Origin of the sequence: Anaerovorax odorimutans DSM 5092 (assembly GCF_000426305.1) — a bacterium.
GTDB classification, from domain to species: domain Bacteria; phylum Bacillota; class Clostridia; order Peptostreptococcales; family Anaerovoracaceae; genus Anaerovorax; species Anaerovorax odorimutans.
Genome location: NZ_AUFC01000021.1, coordinates 25,040 through 44,645, shown reverse-complemented (window position 1 = coordinate 44,645; position 19,606 = coordinate 25,040). Strand labels below are relative to the sequence as shown.

The following is a 19,606-nucleotide window of genomic DNA, read 5'->3' as shown; positions in this document are numbered from 1 at the left end:
ATGCCATTACGTAAAGATATAAAAAAAATACTTGTAATTGGATCAGGTCCGATTATTATTGGTCAGGCTGCTGAATTTGATTATGCAGGAACTCAAATGTGCCGTTCTCTTAAGGATGATGGACTTGAGGTGGTTTTAGTAAATTCAAATCCTGCCACAATTATGACAGATAAAACTATGGCGGACAAAGTATACATTGAGCCGCTTACTATTCCAGTATTAAAGAAAATTATCAGTGAAGAAAAACCAGACAGCATACTTCCCACTATGGGAGGACAGACAGCTTTAACACTTTCCATGCAGCTTGCAAAAGAAGGTTTTTTAGAAGAGGAGAATGTAAAGCTTTTAGGTGCTACACCGGAAATCATAGATAAAGCTGAAGATAGACAATTATTCAAAGATATGCTGGAATCCATAGGAGAACCAGTAATTCCTTCAAAGGTAGTGACAAATATAGTAGATGCCCTTGAATTCGCAGAAGAAATCGGGTATCCCATTATCGTAAGACCTGCTTATACTCTTGGCGGTACAGGCGGAGGAATTGCAAAGAACAGAGAAGAACTAACAATTATTGGTGAAAATGGTTTAAGATTAAGCCCTATAACACAAATATTAATAGAGAAGTGCGTTTCAGGATGGAAAGAAATAGAATTTGAAATTATAAGAGACAGTAAGAATAATACTATAACCGTTTGTTCCATGGAAAATGTAGATCCTGTAGGTGTTCATACAGGAGATTCAATTGTAATTGCTCCTGCTGTTACTCTTTCTGATAAGGAATATCAGATGCTTCGTACTGCATCTATAAATATCATACAGGCACTTGGCGTGGAAGGAGGATGCAACTGTCAGTTTGCACTAAATCCACATAGCTTTGAATATGCAGTAATTGAAGTAAATCCAAGAGTTTCTCGTTCATCTGCATTGGCATCAAAGGCAACAGGCTATCCAATAGCAAAGGTTTCCACAAAGATTGCAATAGGCTATACTTTAGATGAGATATTAAATTCTGTTACAGGTAAAACATATGCTTGCTTTGAGCCTGCACTTGATTATGTTGTTGTGAAATTTCCAAAATGGCCGTTTGATAAATTTGTCTATGCAAAAAGAGAACTGGGAACACAGATGAAAGCCACTGGCGAAATCATGGCTATTGGTACTTATTTTGAACAGGCTATGATGAAAGCCGTTCGTTGTATTGAGCTTGGACTTGATACATTAAATTTACCAAAATTAAAAAATAAAAAAACCAAGACTATTTTAGAATTGCTTCATAATTGTGATGATGAAAGAATCTTTGTAGTATATGCAGCATTAAAAAGAGGAATTGACATAGATACTATTCATGATATAACAAAAATTGATAAGTGGTTCATAAGTAAGTTAAACAATCTTGTTAACTTGGAATTGGAATTGGCACATGGTGAGCTTACAGAGGAGAAATATAAAAAAGCTAAGAAATTTGGATTCTTAGATACTACTATAGAAAAAATAAGTGGACAAAAGCCACCGCTGAAATTGTATGCATCTTATAAAATGGTAGATACATGTGCAGCGGAATTCTCAGCAGAAACACCATATTTCTATTCTACTTATGATGATGAAAATGAGGCTGCAGAGTTTATTGAAGAACATGAAAGCGGAAAGAAGAAAATTATTGTATTCGGTTCAGGCCCTATAAGAATAGGACAAGGTATTGAATTTGATTATTGTTCGGTACATTGTGTCACAGCATTGAAAGAAGAAGGCTATGAAGCGATTATTGTAAACAATAACCCAGAAACTGTATCTACAGACTTTGATATTTCAGACAGATTATATTTTGAGCCCCTTACTCCGGAAGATGTGGAGTCTATTATAGAGACAGAAAAACCATGGGGAGTAGTAGTACAGTTTGGAGGGCAAACTGCAATCAAGCTTACTAAATTCTTAAAGAAAAAAGGTATGAATATTCTTGGAACATCTGCCGACAGTATAGATGAGGCTGAAGACAGAGAACGTTTTGATAAGCTTTTGGAAAAATGTGCAATTCCAAGACCAAACGGAAAGATGGCATTTACTACAGAAGAAGCAGTAAAAGAAGCTAAAGAATTAGGTTTCCCTGTACTTCTCAGACCTTCATATGTGCTTGGCGGTCAAAACATGATCATTGCTTACAAAGAAAGTGATGTTGTAGAGTACATGAATATTATTACTTCTGTTGAACTTGAAAATCCTGTGCTGATTGATAAATATTTAATGGGTACGGAGCTTGAAGTAGATGCCGTTTGTGACGGAGAAGATTTCTTGATACCGGGAATTATGGAACATATTGAACGCGCAGGTGTACATTCAGGAGATTCCATTTCTGTTTATCCGCCACAGACCATTTCTGAAGATGTAAGAAATTCTATCATTGAATATACAGGCAAACTAGCAAAAGAGTTAAAGGTTTTAGGTTTAGTAAATATCCAATATGTTTTATATGAAGGACAGGTATATGTTATTGAGGTAAATCCTCGCTCATCAAGAACTGTTCCATACATCAGCAAAGTTACCAATGTTCCAATAGTTGACTTAGCTACAAAAGTTATGCTTGGAGCAAGTCTTAAAGAGCTTGGTTACAAGAGTGGCGTTTGTGAAGAAGGTGAATATGTTGCAGTAAAAGTACCGGTGTTTAGTTTCCCTAAACTGCATGATGCGGATAATCATTTGGGACCTGAAATGAAATCCACAGGTGAAGTACTTGGAATTGATAAAGATTTTGAAACGGCATTATTTAAAGGATTAATCGGTGCAGGATATGAACTTCATAAAGTAGGTAATTGTGTCTTAATAACTGTAAAGGATGCGGATAAACCCGAAATAGTACCATTGGCTCAGAAATTTATAGATTTCGGATATAAAATTTGTGCAACAAAGGGCACAGGTAAATATCTCATGGCTAATGGAATTCCTGCAATTGTCATAAACAAAGATGGAGGACCATCTCCTAATACTACGGATTTATTTGACAGCGGTGAAGTTGATTTTGTTGTATCAACTTCAAAAATCGGAAGAAAACCGGCAGTACAGTCAGTAAAAATGAGAAGAAAAGCCATAGAACGTAACATTGCTTGCTTAACATCAATAGATACAGCGAATGCTTTAGCAAATTGTTTGTTAATGAATAAGTCAATTGAAGATTTTAAAATGGTTGATATTGTAAAAATCTAAGAAATTTGTGTACATTTTGTGAAATAGCAAAATAAAAATTGATAAATATGCAAATAGTATATATAATATTATGACGAGGATAAAAGATAATATAGACTTATAATTATAGAAGTACACATTGTGAATTTTCTGTAAGGCACCTATTAGTATTTGTTTTATAAATTACTTAGGTGCCAATTGAGCTTATTATAGATTTTACTATTGAGAACCAAATTAAAAGGAGTGATTATTTTGGCATTTACAGATGAAGTTGGCATTGACTTAGGTACAGCTAATGTTCTAGTTTATATAAAAGGCAAGGGAGTGGTTTTAAATGAGCCTTCTGTGGTTGCCATAAACAGGGATACGAATGAAATACTTGCTGTAGGTGAAGAGGCAAGACAAATGCTTGGAAGAACACCGGCAAATATTGTTGCGGTAAGACCGCTTAGAGATGGAGTAATCTCAGATTATGATATTACAGAAAGAATGTTGAAACATTTTATTAGAAAAACTTGTGGAAGTAGTAAATTTTTTAAGCCGAGAATTATGGTGTGCGTGCCTAGCGGAGTAACAGAAGTTGAAAAGAGAGCTGTTCGTGAGGCGGCAACTCAGGCAGGTGGCAAAGCTGTATTTTTAATGGAAGAACCTGTAGCGGCGGCTATAGGCGCAGGTCTTGATATTTCTAAACCAGATGGATCAATGGTTATTGATATCGGTGGAGGAACAACAGATATTGCTGTTATTTCGTTAGGAGGTATAGTTACAAGTACTTCTGTAAAGGTTGCCGGTGATAGATTTGATGAAGCAATTATTAAATATATGAGGAAAGAGCATAAATTATATATTGGTGAACGTACAGCAGAAATAATTAAAATGACCATAGGTACAGCTTATCCTAGAGAAGAAATGATTGTCAAAGAGTGTAGAGGCAGAGATTTGGTTACTGGATTGCCAAAATCTGTGGAAATCACATCTAAAGAGATGATGGAAGCACTTGATGAACCATTGCAGGTTATATGTGAAGCAGCACATGGAGTATTGGAAAGAACTCCTCCGGAACTTGCGGCTGATATTAGTAACAGCGGAATAATTATTACCGGCGGTGGAGCATTACTTCATGGAATTGATGAAAGAATTCAAGAAAGAACGGGTATACATGTAAGTATTGCGGAAAACCCAAAGGATTGTGTTGCCATAGGTACAGGAAAAGCATTAAATTCAATTGATGCAATTGAGAACAATTCTATGAACAGAAAAAGATCTTTTATCTAAATTTATAAATTAAACGAAACGGGCAGTTACCATTAGTAACTGTCTGTTTTATATAAGAAAGGTTTATTATATTATGAAACTGGAAATTATAGCTACTGCCACATTTGGTCTAGAAGCAATCGTAAAAAGAGAAGTTGAGACACTTGGATATAAAATCATAAAGTCAGAAGATGCAAAAATAACCTTTATGGGAGATGAAAGAGCTATTGTGAAATCAAACTTATGGCTTAGATGTGCAGACCGAGTGCTCCTGAAGATGGGAGAATTTAATGCATTTTCTTTTGAAGAACTGTTTCAGCAGACAAAAGCTTTGCCTTGGGAACAGTGGATACCTGAAGATGGTAAGTTTACTGTAACAGGGTCTTCTGTAAAGTCAAAGCTTCACAGTGTACCTGATTGTCAAGCTATTGTAAAAAAAGCTATTGTAGAAAAATTAAAAGAGGTATACCATTGTGACTGGTTTAAAGAGACTGGATCAGAATATACTGTAAAGATAACTATTTTAAAAGACAGAGTAACGCTTACTATAGATACAAGCGGAGCAGGTCTGCATAAGAGAGGATACAGAGTAGAAGATGTGGCCGCTCCAATTAAAGAAACTCTGGCATCTGCCATGGTTCAATTATCTTTTTGGAAAGAGGGAAGGCTTTTGGCAGATCCTATGTGTGGTTCAGGTACTATTGCCATTGAAGCTGCAATGATTGGAAGAAATATTGCGCCGGGACTATCAAGAAAATTTGCTTCTGAAGGATGGTCAGCTATTTCTGAAAAATTATGGAAAGAAGAGAGAAAAAAAGCGTATGAAGCTATTAAATATGATGCGGATATTAGGATTAAGGCATCAGATATTAATCCTGCTGCTGTAAAGGCTGCGAGAAAAAATGCAGAGGAGGCAGGTGTAGATGATTGTATTGAATTTTCCGTTGTACCATTTAGTAAATTTAAAATAGAGGAAAATTACGGAATAATGATTTGTAATCCCCCTTATGGAGAAAGAATCGGTGAAAAAGAAGATATTCATAAGATTTACAGGGATTTAAATTTATTTTTTAAGAAAAATCCAACATGGTCACTTTATCTTGTAACTACAGATAAAGAATTTGAAAGATTAACTTTTAACAGACCAGCAGATAGAAGGAGAAAACTATATAACGGAAGACTCGAGGTATGTTATTATCAGTATTATGGCGCAAAGCCGGTAAAAGCTTAATTACAATATGATGATTTAATTTACAGATATGAAATAAATAGATTTAAAAATTTTAAGGATATCTTATGTTTGAGTTTTAATAAACATACAGATATTCTTTTATTTTAAATAGAACAGCAAGTTATTTTAATACATAAATTATAATTAAAAAGATAAACATAAAAGTGGAATATTAAAACAAAATTTATGAAGGAGAAGGGAATATTGTTTTCAAATCATAGATATTGGTTAGGTTTTTTTGCACTATTTTTGCCTATAATTGTTGGAGTTTCTATAGTTATTGTACTCCAATTCATGCTAGAAAGTTTTGATTCAATGTGGATTAGTTTTACAGGAGCATGTGTGGGGTCATTGATAAGTGGTCTTATGATGATTTTGATAATGTGGATTACTAAAGATACAAGTGAAATCAGTCAAAAAATGAATGAAAAAAAACAATACTGCAATGAATTATCAGATTTGGTGGCAGAATATTGCATATATGCAAGTTATATAAAGACCCAAATATTATTAAAAAATTCTGGTACAAGTGAGTATATATCTTTGCTGAACAGATATGTAGAAAAAGTGGATTTAATAAGTTTCAAGTTACAGATGAAGTTAAAAATAGCTGAGTGCGGAGAAGAAATAGCAAATAAACTTGAGGAAATAAAAGAATTAATAATAGGCAAAGATGCAACTCCTGAAAAAATAATGAAAGGCACAGATGAGCTGAGAAAATTAACAATTGAGTTTATTAAAAACTATACAAATTAAAATATTAGGTATTATAGAATCAATATGTATATGATTGACATATAGTATAACAAACAATATAATGAGGTTATAATAACTAGATATAAATAGTTTGTTGGAGGTTTAATAAATGAGACATGAAGAATATATGAAAAATATTATAGAAGATTTTTTAAACAATAATAAGCATGATACTGATTCTTTTCCTGATATGGATTTATATATGGATCAAGTATCTAATTTTATGAATAAAAAACTGGAAATTTATAAGAGAAATGAAAAAGATAAGGTTCTTACTAAAACGATGATAAACAATTATGTGAAACATAATTTACTTCCAAGGACAAAGAACAAAAAATATAATAAGGATCATTTAATTATATTAACATTAATTTATTATTTAAAAAATACTTTTCAAATGGGTGAAATTGAAATGTTAATGAAACCTATCATTGATAATTATAATTCAGAATTTGATGATAAAATTGATTTGGAACTTCTTTATAAAAGTATTGTTGATGTACAAAAGGATAATGAAAATGAAATGGCAAAATCAGCAATTGATGATATACAGCATTTAAAAAAATCATTGAGCGATGGAGGCCTTTATGATGATGATATGATTGAACTTTTTACTATTATAGTTAATTTGACTATAAAAGCTGATTTTGAAAAATATTTAGCACAAAAATTACTTAATGAATATTTTATAAAATCGAAGAAACAAAAATAATAAATATGCAATATTATTAATAAAAATATAAAAAATACAGCATTTATTAAAGATTTTCTAATAAATGCTGTATTTTTATGCAAAAGTATATTATAATTATAAACGTAAATTCAAAATTAGTATACTTATTGGTAATAAAGGTAAAAATATATAAGGAGAAAAAATATTATGAAAATAAATTTAAAAGGTAGAAGTTTCTTAACTTTAATGGATTTCTCAAAAGATGAAATAAGATATATGCTTGACTTGGCACATGAACTGAAAGCAAAGAAAAAAGCAGGAATTATAGATTATAAACTAAAAGGGAAGAATGTAGTACTATTATTTGAAAAAACATCGACAAGAACAAGATGTTCATTCGAAGTTTCATGTTTAGATGAAGGTGCGCATGTGACATATTTGGATTCAGGAAGTTCTCAAATGGGTAAAAAAGAGTCTTTAGAAGATACTGCAAAGGTACTTGGAAGATTTTACGATGCAATAGAATACAGAGGATATGAACAAAAGGTTCTTGAGGATTTATCAAAGTTCTCAGAAGTTCCTGTATGGAATGGACTTTCTGATGTAGATCATCCAACTCAAATATTAGCAGATATGATGACTATGGAAGAGCATATGTCAAAACCGTTAAATGAAGCAAAAGTTGTATTTTGTGGTGATATAAGAAATAATATGTCTTATGCATGGATGTACGGATGTGCAAAGATGGGTATGCATTATGTTGCGTATGGTCCTGACTCTTTAAAAGTGGATGAAGAAGTTTTAGGGAAGGTAGAAAATGCAGCCAAAGAATCAGGTGCAATAATTGAAATTTCCAGTGATCCAAAGTGCTTAAAAGGCGCAGACGTAATATACACAGATATATGGGCTTCCATGGGGGAAGAGGATAAAATAGCAGAAAGAGTAAAATTATTATCACCATACAAAGTAACCATGGATTTAATTAAAGCAACGGAGAATCCAAATGTAATCTTTATGCATTGTCTACCGGCATTTCATGATTTTGAGACTACAGTAGCAAAAAAATGTTTTGAAAAAGGTCTGGATATAAGAGAAGTATCAGATGAAGTTTTCAGAAGTAAATATTCAGTTGTATTTGACGAAGCTGAAAATCGATTACATTCAATAAAAGCTGTTGTTGTTGCAACGTTAGGATAAATTATTAAGGGGAGAATTTAAACATGAAGTTAGGGGTAAATGTTTATTCTGAAATTGGGAAGCTGAACAGAGTTATGCTTCATAAATTAGGGGAAGAAATAGAAGGATTGGTACCAGATAATTTTGAAAGATTATTATTTGATGATATACCTTATTTAAAAGCAGCTCAGCATGAACATGACTGCTTTGCACGAGTTTTAAAGCAAAATAATGTGGAAGTATTATATTTTAAAGAACAAGCAATTAAAGCTTTAAGCAGTGATGAAATAAGGAAACAATTTTTAAAAGAATTTCTTAGGGCAAGTGAAATTCATTCAAATAAAGTAAGAGATGCATTGCATGAATTTTTAATGAGTCTAAGCGCAGAAAATATGGTAAATAACATTTTAGCAGGTATAAAGAAAAAACAGTTATTTATAAAAACTAATTCCTTGGCTGATTTTATTACAGAAGAGTACCCTTATTATACAGATCCTATGCCAAATCTTTATTTTACAAGAGATCCCGGTGCTTGCATCGGTGATGGCTTATGCATAAATTCTATGAATACAAGAGCAAGGAAGAGAGAATCACTTTTATTAAAATACATGTTTATGTATAATAAATATGTATTTCCTGATGAGACTAATAAATGGTATGATTATGGTATGCCACACAGCATTGAAGGTGGAGATATACTAGTTTTATCTAAAAAAATTGTTGCAGTGGGATATAGTCAAAGAACTTCAGCCGATGCTATTGAAATATTAGCTAACAGGATTTTAGGCTATAAAGATTTTCAAAAGGTACTTGTATTTGAAATACCTAAATGTCGTGCATTTATGCATTTGGATACAGTGTTTACTATGGTGGATTTTAATAAATTTGCCATACATTCAGAGATCGAAGAACCTTTGAATATTTATGAAGTTACATTGGACAAAGATAAAAAGCCTTTATTCAGTAGTAATTATGATAACTTAGAAATTATCTTAAAAAAAGAGTTAAATTTACAAGATGTTGAATTAATACGCTGTGGGGGTAATGATAAAATAGCAGCACAAAGAGAACAATGGAGTGACGGTTCCAATACATTAGCCATATCTCCCGGCACTGTTATTACTTATGATCGAAATTATGTAACAAATGAACTTTTAGATAAACATGGAGTAAAAGTATTGACTATTTCCAGCTCGGAACTGTCAAGGGGAAGAGGTGGCCCAAGGTGTATGAGCATGCCAGTAAACAGAGAAGATATATAATAAATTCCCTGCAAATATAATTATTAGAAAAATAAATCATTTTATAAGATAGTTATTAATTGGAATAAATATATTGCTTGTTTTACTATAAACTAATATAATATTTTAGGCTAAGGTTTTTAGTTAAATAACATTAGTAAAAGGATGATAAAAAATGGAAAAATATGATATTATTATAGCAGGGGCAGGTGCCAGCGGTGTATTTATGTCTTATGAAATGACAAAGATTAAAAATAATGCCAAAATACTTATGATAGATAAGGGTGCAGGAATAGAAAAAAGAGTTTGTCCAATTAAGCTTGGCAGTACGACAAATTGTATTAAATGTAGTCCTTGCCATATTATGAATGGGTATGGTGGTGCTGGTACTCTTTCTGACGGAAAATATAATATTACAAATCAATTTGGAGGGGATCTTCATAAATACGTAGGTAAAGAAGAAGCCTTAGAATTAATGGAATATGTAGATGAAGTTTTATGCAGTATGGGTGGTGCCGATGCTAAATTATATTCAACTGCCAATTCACAATTAAAAACAACGGCACTTAGAAATAATCTGCATCTTTTGGATGCTAAAGTGAGACATTTGGGTACTGACCGTAACGTTAAAATTATCGAAAGAATTTTTGAATATACAAAAAAACGGATAGAGACACAATTCTATACTCAGATTATAGATGTTGATAAATTAGATGATGGTAGATTTTGTGTTACAACAGATAAGGGCAATAAATATGAATGTAACGATTTAGTTCTCGCAACAGGTAGATCAGGTTCTAAATGGATATCTACAATATGTGATAAAATGAACATTGAGCTGAAAAAGAACAGAGTAGATATTGGAGTTAGAGTTGAACTACCCGGTGAGATTTTTAAACATATTACTGATGAAGTATATGAGAGTAAAATAGTATATAAAACAGATAAATATAATGACATGGTACGAACTTTCTGTATGAATCCGTATGGTGAGGTAGTAGCAGAAAATACAAATGGCATTGTTACAGTAAATGGGCATAGTTATGCTGATCCAAGCCTGAGAACAGAAAACACAAATTTTGCTCTATTGGTTTCAAATACATTTACAGAACCTTTTAAAAACAGTAATGAATATGGAGAATCTATTGCTAAATTAAGTAATATGCTTGGAGGCGGAGTTCTTTTACAAAGATTTGGAGATTTGGTAAAAGGAAGAAGAAGCAGTGCAAGACGTATGGAAAAATGTTTTACAAGACCTACTTTGAAAGCAACTCCGGGAGATTTAAGCTTAGTTATTCCGAAAAGGCAGTTAGATAATATTATAGAGATGATATATGCTCTTGATAAAATTGCTCCGGGTACTGCAAATGAAGATACTTTATTGTATGGTGTTGAAGTTAAATTTTACAATTCTAAAGTTCAAGTAGATAATAATTTAGAAACAAAGGTTAAAGGTCTTTATGCATTAGGTGATGGATCGGGAGTGACACATTCTCTGTCTCAAGCATCGGCAAGCGGGGTTCATGTTGGAAGAATATTAGCTGAAAAATATGCAATTTAAATTTTATGGAAAATAGAAAGTTCGTAAAAATACGAACTTTCTTAAATTCTATGTCAAAAATATTAAATATTTGGCAAAAAACCGCTTTACTAAACAGATACCAAATATTATAATAACGTTGTTGCCGAAAGTCAGTAATAATTATTAAAAAAATGTAAAAATTAATATATATATATTTAATTAAATATATATGAAATAAATAGTAGAATGCTTAGGAGACAAATAAAATATGCAAGCATTAAAGAACAGAATTATCAAAGATGGCGTAGCCATAGGTACGGAAATTCTAAAAGTAGATTCATTTTTAAACCATCAGATAGACGTTGAATTTTTAAGTGAATTAGGTAAAGAATTTAAAAACAGATTTAAAGATAAAGAGATTAATAAGATTTTAACAGTTGAAGCTTCAGGCATTGCCATTGCCTGCATGGCAGCTGAATATTTCGGAAATCCATTAGTGGTATTTGCAAAGAAAACATCACCCAATACTATGACAGATGAATTTTACGGAGCAGAGGTAAAATCCTTTACAAAGGGGACAACCTCCATCGTAAGAGTATCGAAAAAATACATAGAAAAAGGAGATAAAATCCTTATTTTAGATGATTTTCTGGCTCATGGTGAAGCAGCTATGGGGATGGCAGAATTGGTTGAAATGGGAGGAGCAGAAGTTGTAGGTATTGGAGCAGTTATTGAAAAACAATTCCAAGGGGGAAGCAAGAAATTAAAAGAAAAAGGATATCAAGTTGAAAGCTTAGCTGTAATTCAATCAATCAACGATGGAATTATAAATTTTATATAGTTATTTTGGGGATTATTCCCCTTGTTGATAGTTTTTAATTAAAAGAAGGAGAGAAAAAATGAAAAAGTTTTTAGCAGTTGTACTGATATTAGTATTAGCTATGACGGCAATGACAGGTTGCGGAGACAACAAAAGTGATAAAACAAAAGATGACTCGAAAGCAGGTGAACCAGAATTAACCGTTGGATTTATCTATGTTGGACCAGTTGATGATGGCGGATTTACAGAATCACATGATAAAGGTAGACTTGCTATTGAAAAAGAGTTTGGAGACAGAGTTAAATGCCTTAAAATTGAAAATGTTGCGGAAACAGTAGAAGATGTTGTTTCAGCAGGTGAGACTTTAGTAGATCAGGGAGCACAATTAATATTTTCTGTAAGCTATGGCTTTATGGATGGAACAGAAGCTCTTGCTAAAGAATTCCCAGATGTCAAATTTATGCATTTTTCAGGTACCAAATCAAACAATACAAATTTTGGAAATTATATGGGAGCTATGGAGCAGCCAAGATATCTTTCTGGTATAGTTGCAGGTATGAAGACTGAAACAAATAAAATTGGATATGTTGCAGCATATCCTATTCCAGAAGTAGCTATTGGCATAAATGCTTTTACCCTTGGTGTACAGTCAGTTAATCCTGATGCAACAGTTACTGTAGTTATGACAAACAGCTGGTATGATCCTGCACTTGAAAAAGCATCAGCAGTTTCACTTCTTGAACAGGGATGTGATGTAATTGCACAGCACTGTGATACAGCAGGTCCTCAAATTGCAGCACAGGAAGCAGGAAAATGGGCAATCGGGTATAATTCAGATACTCGTGATCAGGCTCCAAAAGCATTTATGACTGCGCCTCTTTGGGATAATGCTACTTTCTATACAGGAAGAGTACAAGCTGTTCTTGACGGAACTTGGGAACCAGGAGTATACTATGGAGATATGTCAGATGGCTATGTTACTCTTGCTCCATTATCAGACGTTGCTCCTGAAGGTGCGAAAGCTAAGATAAAGGAAGTTGAAGATAAATTCCTTGCGGGAGAACCTGTATTTGTGGGACCTATTAAAAAACAGGATGGTACAATAGCAGTACCTGAAGGTGAATCTTTAAAAACAAAAGATGAGATTTGGGCAATGGATTATCTTGTAGAAGGAGTAATCGGAAATTATAATATAAAAAATGATTAATTTAATCGGAGGATATACTATGGAAGAATTCAATAACAATATTGCTATTGAAATGAAAAATATATCCAAGTCCTTTGGTTCAATAAAAGCAAATGAAAACGTTAATCTGACCGTAAACAACGGAGAAGTATTGGCTCTGCTTGGAGAAAACGGTGCAGGTAAGAGTACTTTAATGAACATGCTGTCAGGGATTTATCACCCTGACAGCGGTTCTATTTTTGTATATGGAAAAGAAGTTCGCTTTTATTCACCGAAAGAACCAATAAAGCTTGGAATTGGAATGATCCATCAACATTTTAAACTAATTGACGTTTTTTCAGCTAAACAAAATATTGTTCTTGGACAAAAGGGAACTTTTGTGCGTGGTCAAAACTTATCAAAAGAGATAAAGAAACTATCGGATAAATATGGTCTTGATGTAGATCCTGACAAAAAAGTTTATGATATGTCTGTGGGTGAAAAACAGACTTTAGAAATTATTAAAGTATTATACAGAGGTGCGAAAATACTAATTTTAGATGAACCTACGGCCGTATTAACACCACAAGAAATAAAAAGGTTGTTTAAAATTATTAAAAATATGAAAGAACAGGGATGTGCGATTGTCATTATTACTCACAAATTAAACGAAGTAATGGAGATAAGTGACAGAGTTACTGTTCTCAGAAAAGGAAAATCTATCGATACTGTTGAAACAAGTAAAGTAACAGTACCAAAGCTTATTGAGATGATGGTAGGTAAAACCGTTGATTTATCCATTGACAGGACAGTTGTTCCTGATAAAAACCTTCTCCTTGAAGTAGATAATCTAAGTGTTGTAAACCATGAAGAAGGACATTCTCTTAAAGAGATAAGTTTTAAGCTGTATGGCGGAGAAATTCTTGGAGTTGCAGGAGTTGCAGGAAGCGGACAAAAGGAACTCTGTGAAGTTATAGCAGGTTTGCAAAAATCTGAAAAAGGAAGAATTTTCTTTGAATCTGAAAATATTATCGGCAAAACACCAAGAGATATTATAAAATTAGGTATTCGCATGGGCTTTATTCCTGAGGATAGATTAGGGATGGGTCTTGTTGCTTCCATGGATATGGTATATAATTTAATATTAAAGGATTATCAATTACAGCCGGGGATTATGTTGAAGAAAAAAGCATCCATTGAGAAGGCAAAAAAAATTGTAGAAAGATTAGATATTCAAACTCCTAATATTTATACTCCTGTAAGCAGATTATCAGGAGGAAATATTCAAAAAGTACTATTAGGAAGAGAAATTGATTCCAATCCAAAAGTTCTTATTACAGCATATCCTGTGAGAGGACTTGATATCGGAGCATCATATAAAATTTATGAATTGTTAAATGACCAGAAAAAGAATCATGTAGCGGTATTATTTATAGGCGAAGATTTAGATGTTTTATTAGAACTGTGTGACCGAATTATGGTAATTTGTGATGGAGAAATAACAGGAATCGTAGATGCAGATAAAACCACCAAGGAGGAACTAGGTCTGCTTATGGTAGGCGGAAAGCAGATGGAGGTGGCAAATGATTAATATAACAAAAAGAGAAGATCTGTCAAAACAAAAAGGTATAATAATTAGAATTGCTGCTATAATTCTTTCCATTTTATTTACAGGTATTTTTATAAATCTTTTAGGATATAATTCAATAGATGTATTTTATAATATGGTAACAGGTGCTTTAGGCAGTGAAATGAGACTTCAAAAAACCATTGTAAAAGCTATTCCTATTGCTGTTGCATCACTTGGTATTTTAGTTGCCTTTAAAATGAAATTTTGGAATATCGGCGGAGAAGGGCAGATTATGATGGGAGCCATGGCTGCCACATTTGTTGCTCTAAATTTAGATGGATTTCCTAGGGCTTTAACCTTAGTACTGATGATGCTAGCCGCATTTTTTTTCGGAGCTGTTTGGGCTTTTATACCGGCATTTTTTAAAGTTAAATGCGGTACAAATGAAACTATATTTACCTTAATGATGAATTATATTGCAATAAAGTGGATTACTTATTTGCAATTTGGACCATGGAAGGATCCTAATGCAGGAGGATTTCCTAAAATTGCAACTTATCCGGATAATGCAGTTCTTCCCGAAGTATTTGGTATTAATATTGGCTGGATAATAACTATTATAGCTGCTGTAATTGTTTATATTTTTATGAACCATACAAAGAAAGGTTATGAAATCTCTGTTGTTGGTGAGAGCCTTGCAACAGCAAAATATGCAGGTATGAATGTTAAAATGGTAATTATTACAGCAATGCTTGTATCAGGAGGTTTGTGCGGTCTTACAGGGATGATAATGTCTTCATCTATAGAAAAAACCCTTACTATTTATTTATCTAACGGTATAGGTTATACTGCAATAATTACTGCATGGCTGTCGGGACTTTCCGCACCGTTTGCGGTTATTTCATCCTTTGCATTTGCTGTGTTGATTCAAGGGGGAAAATTTATTCAGATTGCACTGCAAGTACCGGCTTCTGTAGCTGATATGATACAAGGTATGATTTTATTCTTTGTTTTAGGCAGTGAATTTTTCACAAGATATAAAATTTCATTTAAAGGACAGAAAGGGGGAGAAAAATAATGGTATCTTTTTTATGTGCAGCGGTTATTGCTGGCATGCCTCTTCTTTTCGCAACCCTAGGTGAATTAATAACTGAAAAAGCCGGTAACTTAAATCTTGGTGTGGAAGGTATGATGCTTATGGGGGCATCATGTGGATTTATTGCAGGATATATAACAGGAAATCCAATAGCTGCAATATTGGCAGCTATTATAGCAGGTGGAATCGGAGCAGCAATCTATGCTTTTCTTACTATTACACTTATGTCTAATCAAGTAGTGACAGGTTTAGCTCTTACTATTTTTGGTACAGGTTTTGCCAGTTTTGTAGGAAAGGATTATGTAGGTAAAGTTCTTCCTGATACTATAAAAACCTTTTTTATGAAGGTGGAAATTCCAGGACTTTCAGATATACCTGTGATAGGGCCAATGTTTTTTAAACAGGATATTTTTGCTTATGGAGGATATGTAATTATCATACTGATAAGTATATATTTATATAAAACAAGAAAAGGCTTAAATCTTCGTGCAGTAGGAGAAAATGCAGCTTCAGCTGATGCTTCAGGAATAAATGTTACATTATATAAGTATGTCCATATTCTTATAGGTGGTGCTTTATGTGGTCTTGGAGGCGCATATATGTCACTTGTTACTGTTCCTGTTTGGCAAGAGGGAGTTACAGGTGGAAGAGGGTGGATCGCTGTTGCATTAGTTATCTTTGCTTCTTGGAATCCTGTAAAAGCCTTTGCAGGTTCTCTTCTCTTTGGGGGATTATCTATTTTAGGAATAAGACTTCAAAGTATGGGAATTCATATTTCACAATATTTAGTGGATATGCTCCCATATTTGGCTACAGTTGTAGTGTTGATATTAAGTACGTATAAGAGTAGAAAAGAAGATCAGCCGCCTAAAGATTTAGGTAACGCTTATTTTCGTGAAGAGCGCTAAATTATGATATAGTAAATATTCTTGTGATTTAAACTTATTTAAAGGTCACAAGAATATTTCTATATAAGAACATAAAAAATAATGATATTATCTTGCACAGTTGGAGTCATTTCCTTGTAAGATATCAAGACCATGCTTTACAGAAGGAATTATATATTCCAAAGTTTCTTCTATAGCTTTTGGGCTTCCCGGTAAATTAATAATTAATGTGTTGCCGCGAATTCCTGCTTCAGCTCGGGAAAGCATAGCTCTAGGTGTTATTTTAAGAGAAATACTGCGCATTGCTTCGGGTATTCCCGGTGCTCGTTTTTCAATAACTGAAAGTGTTGCTTCAGGAGTTACGTCTCGTTTTGAAAAGCCTGTTCCTCCTGTTGTTAAGATTAGATCTATATTATTTTTATCTGCCATGTTTTTCATTTCATTAGATAAAAGATTTATATCATCAGCAAGCATAATATATTTCTCTACTTTAAAATCTTGAAATTTATTAATGATTTTCTCTATGGCAGGACCGCTTAAGTCAACCCTTTCGCCGATAGAACCTTTATCACTTGCAGTAATAATTCCTACTTTATATGTCATAGTAACCTCCAAATGTGAAAATTAATGTATAAATGTATAATTTTAAAGAACTTTAAGATTTAATCTTGTAATTACGTGAATATTTTATATTATATATGTATAAAGTACAAGTAAACTAATAAAAAATCGTTATTTTTATCTAAGAGTATTTATATATAGTAAAAAGTTTTAATGGGGATTGTAAAAATGAGAGTAATGTATAGAATTTTTTTTGGAGCACTTATTTTAATTATACCACTTATATCAATTATAGGAGCTGGTAATATTGTGCTGAGAATGCCGGATGTGTATACATATCAGTTTAATAGTATGGAATTTTCCGGAGAAGTAACTATTGATAAGACAAATGAAGAATTGGGGGACTTTATTTCGAGTTTCATGTTTGGAAAGATAGAAAACTTTGATTTACGAGGATATTTTGAAGATATTGATAAAGATATATTTAAAACAGAAGAAAATGTAATTATGAATAATTTTAGAAGTTTTTTAAATAAATCCATGATAATTTTTACTATTATTACAATAATAGCCGTAATAATGTATGTTATTTTATTTAGAGCAGATCGTAAATTGGCTCTGAGGATTTCTTTTAAGATAACATTTATTTTTTATTTAATGTTAGTTATAGCAGGTGTTATATGTTTTATTCTTTCTAAAACGAGAGAATATATATATTATATTATATTTAAAAATCCGCTTTTAGAAGACGGAGCATTGGCATCAATAATGACAAATGAGTTAGCTAAAATGTGCGTAATTGGTATTATTATTGTTTCAGCTATTATTTTGGCAGGATTGGCGTCATTAACGTGGAAGATTACTAGACCAAGGAGAATGTTTTCACAATAATTACATAATTTTATCTCTAAAGAGAGGAGTTTTTATGTATTATTTAGGCATTGATTTAGGTGGCACAAATATAAAAATGGGTATTGTAAATGAAAAAGGTGAGATTTTATTAAAAAATCAAGTTTATACAAATGTGGAATCAGGATCGGATAATATTATTTCAAATATTATTAGTTTAAGTAAAAAACTTATAAAAGATGGAGAAGATTATAATTATATTGTTAAGGCTGTTGGAATGGGAGTACCGGGACCTGTTGATGAAAATGGAGTGGTAATTAATTGTATAAATTTAAATTGGTCAGAGATTCCTATCGTTCAAATATTAAAAAAAGAATTAATGCTGCCTATTTTTGTTGAAAACGATGGTAATGCAGCAGCTGCTTGTGAATTGGAGGCAGGTTTACTTAGGGGAATTAATACAGGCATTGTGTTAACCCTTGGCACTGGAATCGGCGGTGGTATTATAATTGATGGCAAAAGTTATACTGGATTTCATAAGATCGGAGCTGAAATAGGTCATATGATAGTAGGTGAGAATTTTTATAATTGTAATTGCGGAAGAAATGGATGTTTAGAAACATTTTCTTCAGCAAATGCTTTGATTAAATATGTGAAAGAGCTTTTGTCTAAAGGAGAGAAAAGTAGCAGCTTATATAGTATGTGTAATGGTGATTTTAGTAAAATACATGGGGCTATGATTATAAGTGCTGCAAAGGAAGGCGATAAAACGGCTAATAAAGCTGTGGAAAGAGCTGCATTTTATTTAGCCAGAGGAATTATTAACTTAGTTGCTGTTTTAGATCCAGAAAAAATTGTAATTGGGGGAGGAATGTCTAAAGCAGGAGAATGGTATTTAGATAAGATTAAAAAGTTTACAGAAGAAGAAAGATATTTTCAGGAATTTCCTATTCCTGAAATTGTTATATCAAATTTTAAGAATAATATAGGTATTGTGGGCGCAGCAATGATTGCAAAATTAAATTATATAGAAAAAGCGGAGGAGGATTAATTATGGTATATGTACATTTAGCAGATGGGTTTGAAGAAATTGAAGCTGTGACTATTGTTGATGTTTTAAGGAGGGCTGGCATAGAAACCAAAACAATCTCTATTATGAGTAAAAAAGAAGTTACTGGTGCACATGGGATGACTTTATCTGCCGATATTTTGTTTAGAGAAGCAGATTATGAAAAATGTGAAATGATAGTTTTACCAGGAGGGATGCCGGGAACAACTAATTTAGGAAATCATAAAGGACTTACAGAAAATATTAAATACTTTGCAAAGCATAATAAATGGATAGCTGCAATTTGCGCTGCACCTATGATTTTAGGACAATTGGGACTTTTAGAAGGTAAAGATGCTACTATATATGTTGGAATGGAATCCTATTTGACTGGTGCAAATTATTCTGAGAAGAAAGTTGTAGTGGACGGAAATATTATTACTTCAAAAGGACCCGCTACGGCTGCTGCTTTTGCACTTGAGTTAGTTACACTTTTACTGAATAAAAATTCTTCAGATAAAGTAAAAGAAGGTATGCTTATAGAATAATTGATGTAAAATTAATGTATTCTAATTCAGCAAAA

Annotated in this window: 17 protein-coding genes; 16 read left to right on the top strand and 1 reads right to left on the bottom strand. The window is 32.6% G+C overall.

From position 1 onward, the window contains the following. From carB to K292_RS0108855, 13 genes are all read left to right on the top strand, one after another. Complete coding sequence (gene carB / locus K292_RS0108915; RefSeq protein WP_027399547.1) at window positions 1–3,195, top strand: carbamoyl-phosphate synthase large subunit; 3,195 nt, start codon at window positions 1–3, stop codon at window positions 3,193–3,195. 231 nt (window positions 3,196–3,426) lie between these two features. After that, window positions 3,427–4,449: a rod shape-determining protein gene (gene mreB, locus K292_RS0108910; RefSeq protein WP_027399546.1), complete on the top strand. Its 1,023-nt coding sequence runs from the start codon at window positions 3,427–3,429 to the stop codon at window positions 4,447–4,449. A gap of 73 nt (window positions 4,450–4,522) precedes the next feature. Continuing rightward, a complete protein-coding gene (locus tag K292_RS0108905; protein ID WP_330364947.1) occupies window positions 4,523–5,659 on the top strand; it encodes a THUMP domain-containing class I SAM-dependent RNA methyltransferase in 1,137 nt (378 codons plus the stop codon). Window positions 5,660–5,863: 204 nt separating this feature from the next. Next, window positions 5,864–6,415: a hypothetical protein gene (locus K292_RS0108900; RefSeq protein ID WP_027399544.1), complete on the top strand. Its 552-nt coding sequence runs from the start codon at window positions 5,864–5,866 to the stop codon at window positions 6,413–6,415. 109 nt (window positions 6,416–6,524) lie between these two features. After that, window positions 6,525–7,127, top strand: coding sequence for a DUF1836 domain-containing protein (locus K292_RS16595; protein ID WP_051280568.1), 603 nt, complete (start codon window positions 6,525–6,527; stop codon window positions 7,125–7,127). A gap of 168 nt (window positions 7,128–7,295) precedes the next feature. Continuing rightward, window positions 7,296–8,285 (top strand): ornithine carbamoyltransferase, encoded by a 990-nt coding sequence (gene argF / locus K292_RS0108890; RefSeq protein WP_027399543.1) that lies wholly within the window; start codon window positions 7,296–7,298, stop codon window positions 8,283–8,285. A 23-nt stretch (window positions 8,286–8,308) separates the two neighbouring features. Next, complete coding sequence (locus tag K292_RS0108885; protein WP_027399542.1) at window positions 8,309–9,526, top strand: arginine deiminase; 1,218 nt, start codon at window positions 8,309–8,311, stop codon at window positions 9,524–9,526. Between the two features lie 154 nt (window positions 9,527–9,680). After that, complete coding sequence (locus K292_RS0108880; protein ID WP_027399541.1) at window positions 9,681–11,066, top strand: NAD(P)/FAD-dependent oxidoreductase; 1,386 nt, start codon at window positions 9,681–9,683, stop codon at window positions 11,064–11,066. A gap of 229 nt (window positions 11,067–11,295) precedes the next feature. Further along, entirely contained in the window at window positions 11,296–11,868 is a 573-nt protein-coding gene (locus K292_RS0108875) for a xanthine phosphoribosyltransferase (RefSeq protein ID WP_027399540.1), read from the top strand. A 58-nt stretch (window positions 11,869–11,926) separates the two neighbouring features. Then, complete coding sequence (locus K292_RS0108870) at window positions 11,927–13,054, top strand: BMP family ABC transporter substrate-binding protein (RefSeq protein WP_027399539.1); 1,128 nt, start codon at window positions 11,927–11,929, stop codon at window positions 13,052–13,054. Window positions 13,055–13,073: 19 nt separating this feature from the next. Then, window positions 13,074–14,603 carry an ABC transporter ATP-binding protein gene (locus K292_RS0108865; RefSeq protein WP_027399538.1) on the top strand — a complete coding sequence of 510 codons (1,530 nt, stop codon included), beginning with the start codon at window positions 13,074–13,076 and terminating at the stop codon, window positions 14,601–14,603. Beyond that, complete coding sequence (locus K292_RS0108860; RefSeq protein ID WP_027399537.1) at window positions 14,596–15,660, top strand: ABC transporter permease; 1,065 nt, start codon at window positions 14,596–14,598, stop codon at window positions 15,658–15,660. Before K292_RS0108865 ends, K292_RS0108860 begins: the two co-directional genes overlap by 8 nt. Continuing rightward, window positions 15,660–16,586 (top strand): ABC transporter permease, encoded by a 927-nt coding sequence (locus tag K292_RS0108855; RefSeq protein ID WP_037372902.1) that lies wholly within the window; start codon window positions 15,660–15,662, stop codon window positions 16,584–16,586. The genes K292_RS0108860 and K292_RS0108855 overlap by 1 nt, the downstream gene beginning before the upstream one ends. Before the next feature lie 87 nt (window positions 16,587–16,673). On the opposite strand, the gene K292_RS0108850 is transcribed toward K292_RS0108855, so the two are convergent. Continuing rightward, window positions 16,674–17,168 (bottom strand): MogA/MoaB family molybdenum cofactor biosynthesis protein, encoded by a 495-nt coding sequence (locus K292_RS0108850; RefSeq protein WP_027399535.1) that lies wholly within the window; start codon window positions 17,166–17,168, stop codon window positions 16,674–16,676. 186 nt (window positions 17,169–17,354) lie between these two features. On the opposite strand from K292_RS0108850, the gene K292_RS0108845 reads away from it, so the two are divergent. The 3 genes from K292_RS0108845 to K292_RS0108835 are packed head-to-tail and all read left to right on the top strand — an operon-like array spanning window position 17,355 to window position 19,571. Continuing rightward, on the top strand, window positions 17,355–18,017 hold the full coding sequence (locus K292_RS0108845; RefSeq protein ID WP_027399534.1) for a hypothetical protein: 663 nt from the start codon (window positions 17,355–17,357) through the stop codon (window positions 18,015–18,017). A 34-nt stretch (window positions 18,018–18,051) separates the two neighbouring features. Next, the gene (locus K292_RS0108840; RefSeq protein ID WP_027399533.1) at window positions 18,052–19,026 is read left to right on the top strand and encodes an ROK family protein; all 975 of its coding nucleotides are present in this window, start codon (window positions 18,052–18,054) and stop codon (window positions 19,024–19,026) included. Window positions 19,027–19,028: 2 nt separating this feature from the next. Continuing rightward, a complete protein-coding gene (locus K292_RS0108835) occupies window positions 19,029–19,571 on the top strand; it encodes a DJ-1 family glyoxalase III (protein WP_027399532.1) in 543 nt (180 codons plus the stop codon). Window positions 19,572–19,606: the final 35 nt, after the last annotated feature.

What these genes read in the sequence shown, in the direction of transcription:
- K292_RS0108875 (WP_027399540.1), top strand. Translation starts at nt 11,296, where the DNA reads ATGCAAGCATTAAAGAACAGAATTATCAAAGATGGCGTAGCCATAGGT.
- K292_RS0108865 (WP_027399538.1), top strand. Translation starts at nt 13,074, where the DNA reads ATGGAAGAATTCAATAACAATATTGCTATTGAAATGAAAAATATATCC.
- K292_RS0108880 (WP_027399541.1), top strand. Translation starts at nt 9,681, where the DNA reads ATGGAAAAATATGATATTATTATAGCAGGGGCAGGTGCCAGCGGTGTA.
- K292_RS0108870 (WP_027399539.1), top strand. Translation starts at nt 11,927, where the DNA reads ATGAAAAAGTTTTTAGCAGTTGTACTGATATTAGTATTAGCTATGACG.
- K292_RS0108835 (WP_027399532.1), top strand. Translation starts at nt 19,029, where the DNA reads ATGGTATATGTACATTTAGCAGATGGGTTTGAAGAAATTGAAGCTGTG.
- argF (WP_027399543.1), top strand. Translation starts at nt 7,296, where the DNA reads ATGAAAATAAATTTAAAAGGTAGAAGTTTCTTAACTTTAATGGATTTC.
- K292_RS0108840 (WP_027399533.1), top strand. Translation starts at nt 18,052, where the DNA reads ATGTATTATTTAGGCATTGATTTAGGTGGCACAAATATAAAAATGGGT.
- K292_RS0108845 (WP_027399534.1), top strand. Translation starts at nt 17,355, where the DNA reads ATGAGAGTAATGTATAGAATTTTTTTTGGAGCACTTATTTTAATTATA.
- K292_RS0108855 (WP_037372902.1), top strand. Translation starts at nt 15,660, where the DNA reads ATGGTATCTTTTTTATGTGCAGCGGTTATTGCTGGCATGCCTCTTCTT.
- K292_RS0108885 (WP_027399542.1), top strand. Translation starts at nt 8,309, where the DNA reads ATGAAGTTAGGGGTAAATGTTTATTCTGAAATTGGGAAGCTGAACAGA.
- K292_RS16595 (WP_051280568.1), top strand. Translation starts at nt 6,525, where the DNA reads ATGAGACATGAAGAATATATGAAAAATATTATAGAAGATTTTTTAAAC.
- K292_RS0108850 (WP_027399535.1), bottom strand. Translation starts at nt 17,168, where the DNA reads ATGACATATAAAGTAGGAATTATTACTGCAAGTGATAAAGGTTCTATC.
- carB (WP_027399547.1), top strand. Translation starts at nt 1, where the DNA reads ATGCCATTACGTAAAGATATAAAAAAAATACTTGTAATTGGATCAGGT.
- K292_RS0108860 (WP_027399537.1), top strand. Translation starts at nt 14,596, where the DNA reads ATGATTAATATAACAAAAAGAGAAGATCTGTCAAAACAAAAAGGTATA.
- K292_RS0108905 (WP_330364947.1), top strand. Translation starts at nt 4,523, where the DNA reads ATGAAACTGGAAATTATAGCTACTGCCACATTTGGTCTAGAAGCAATC.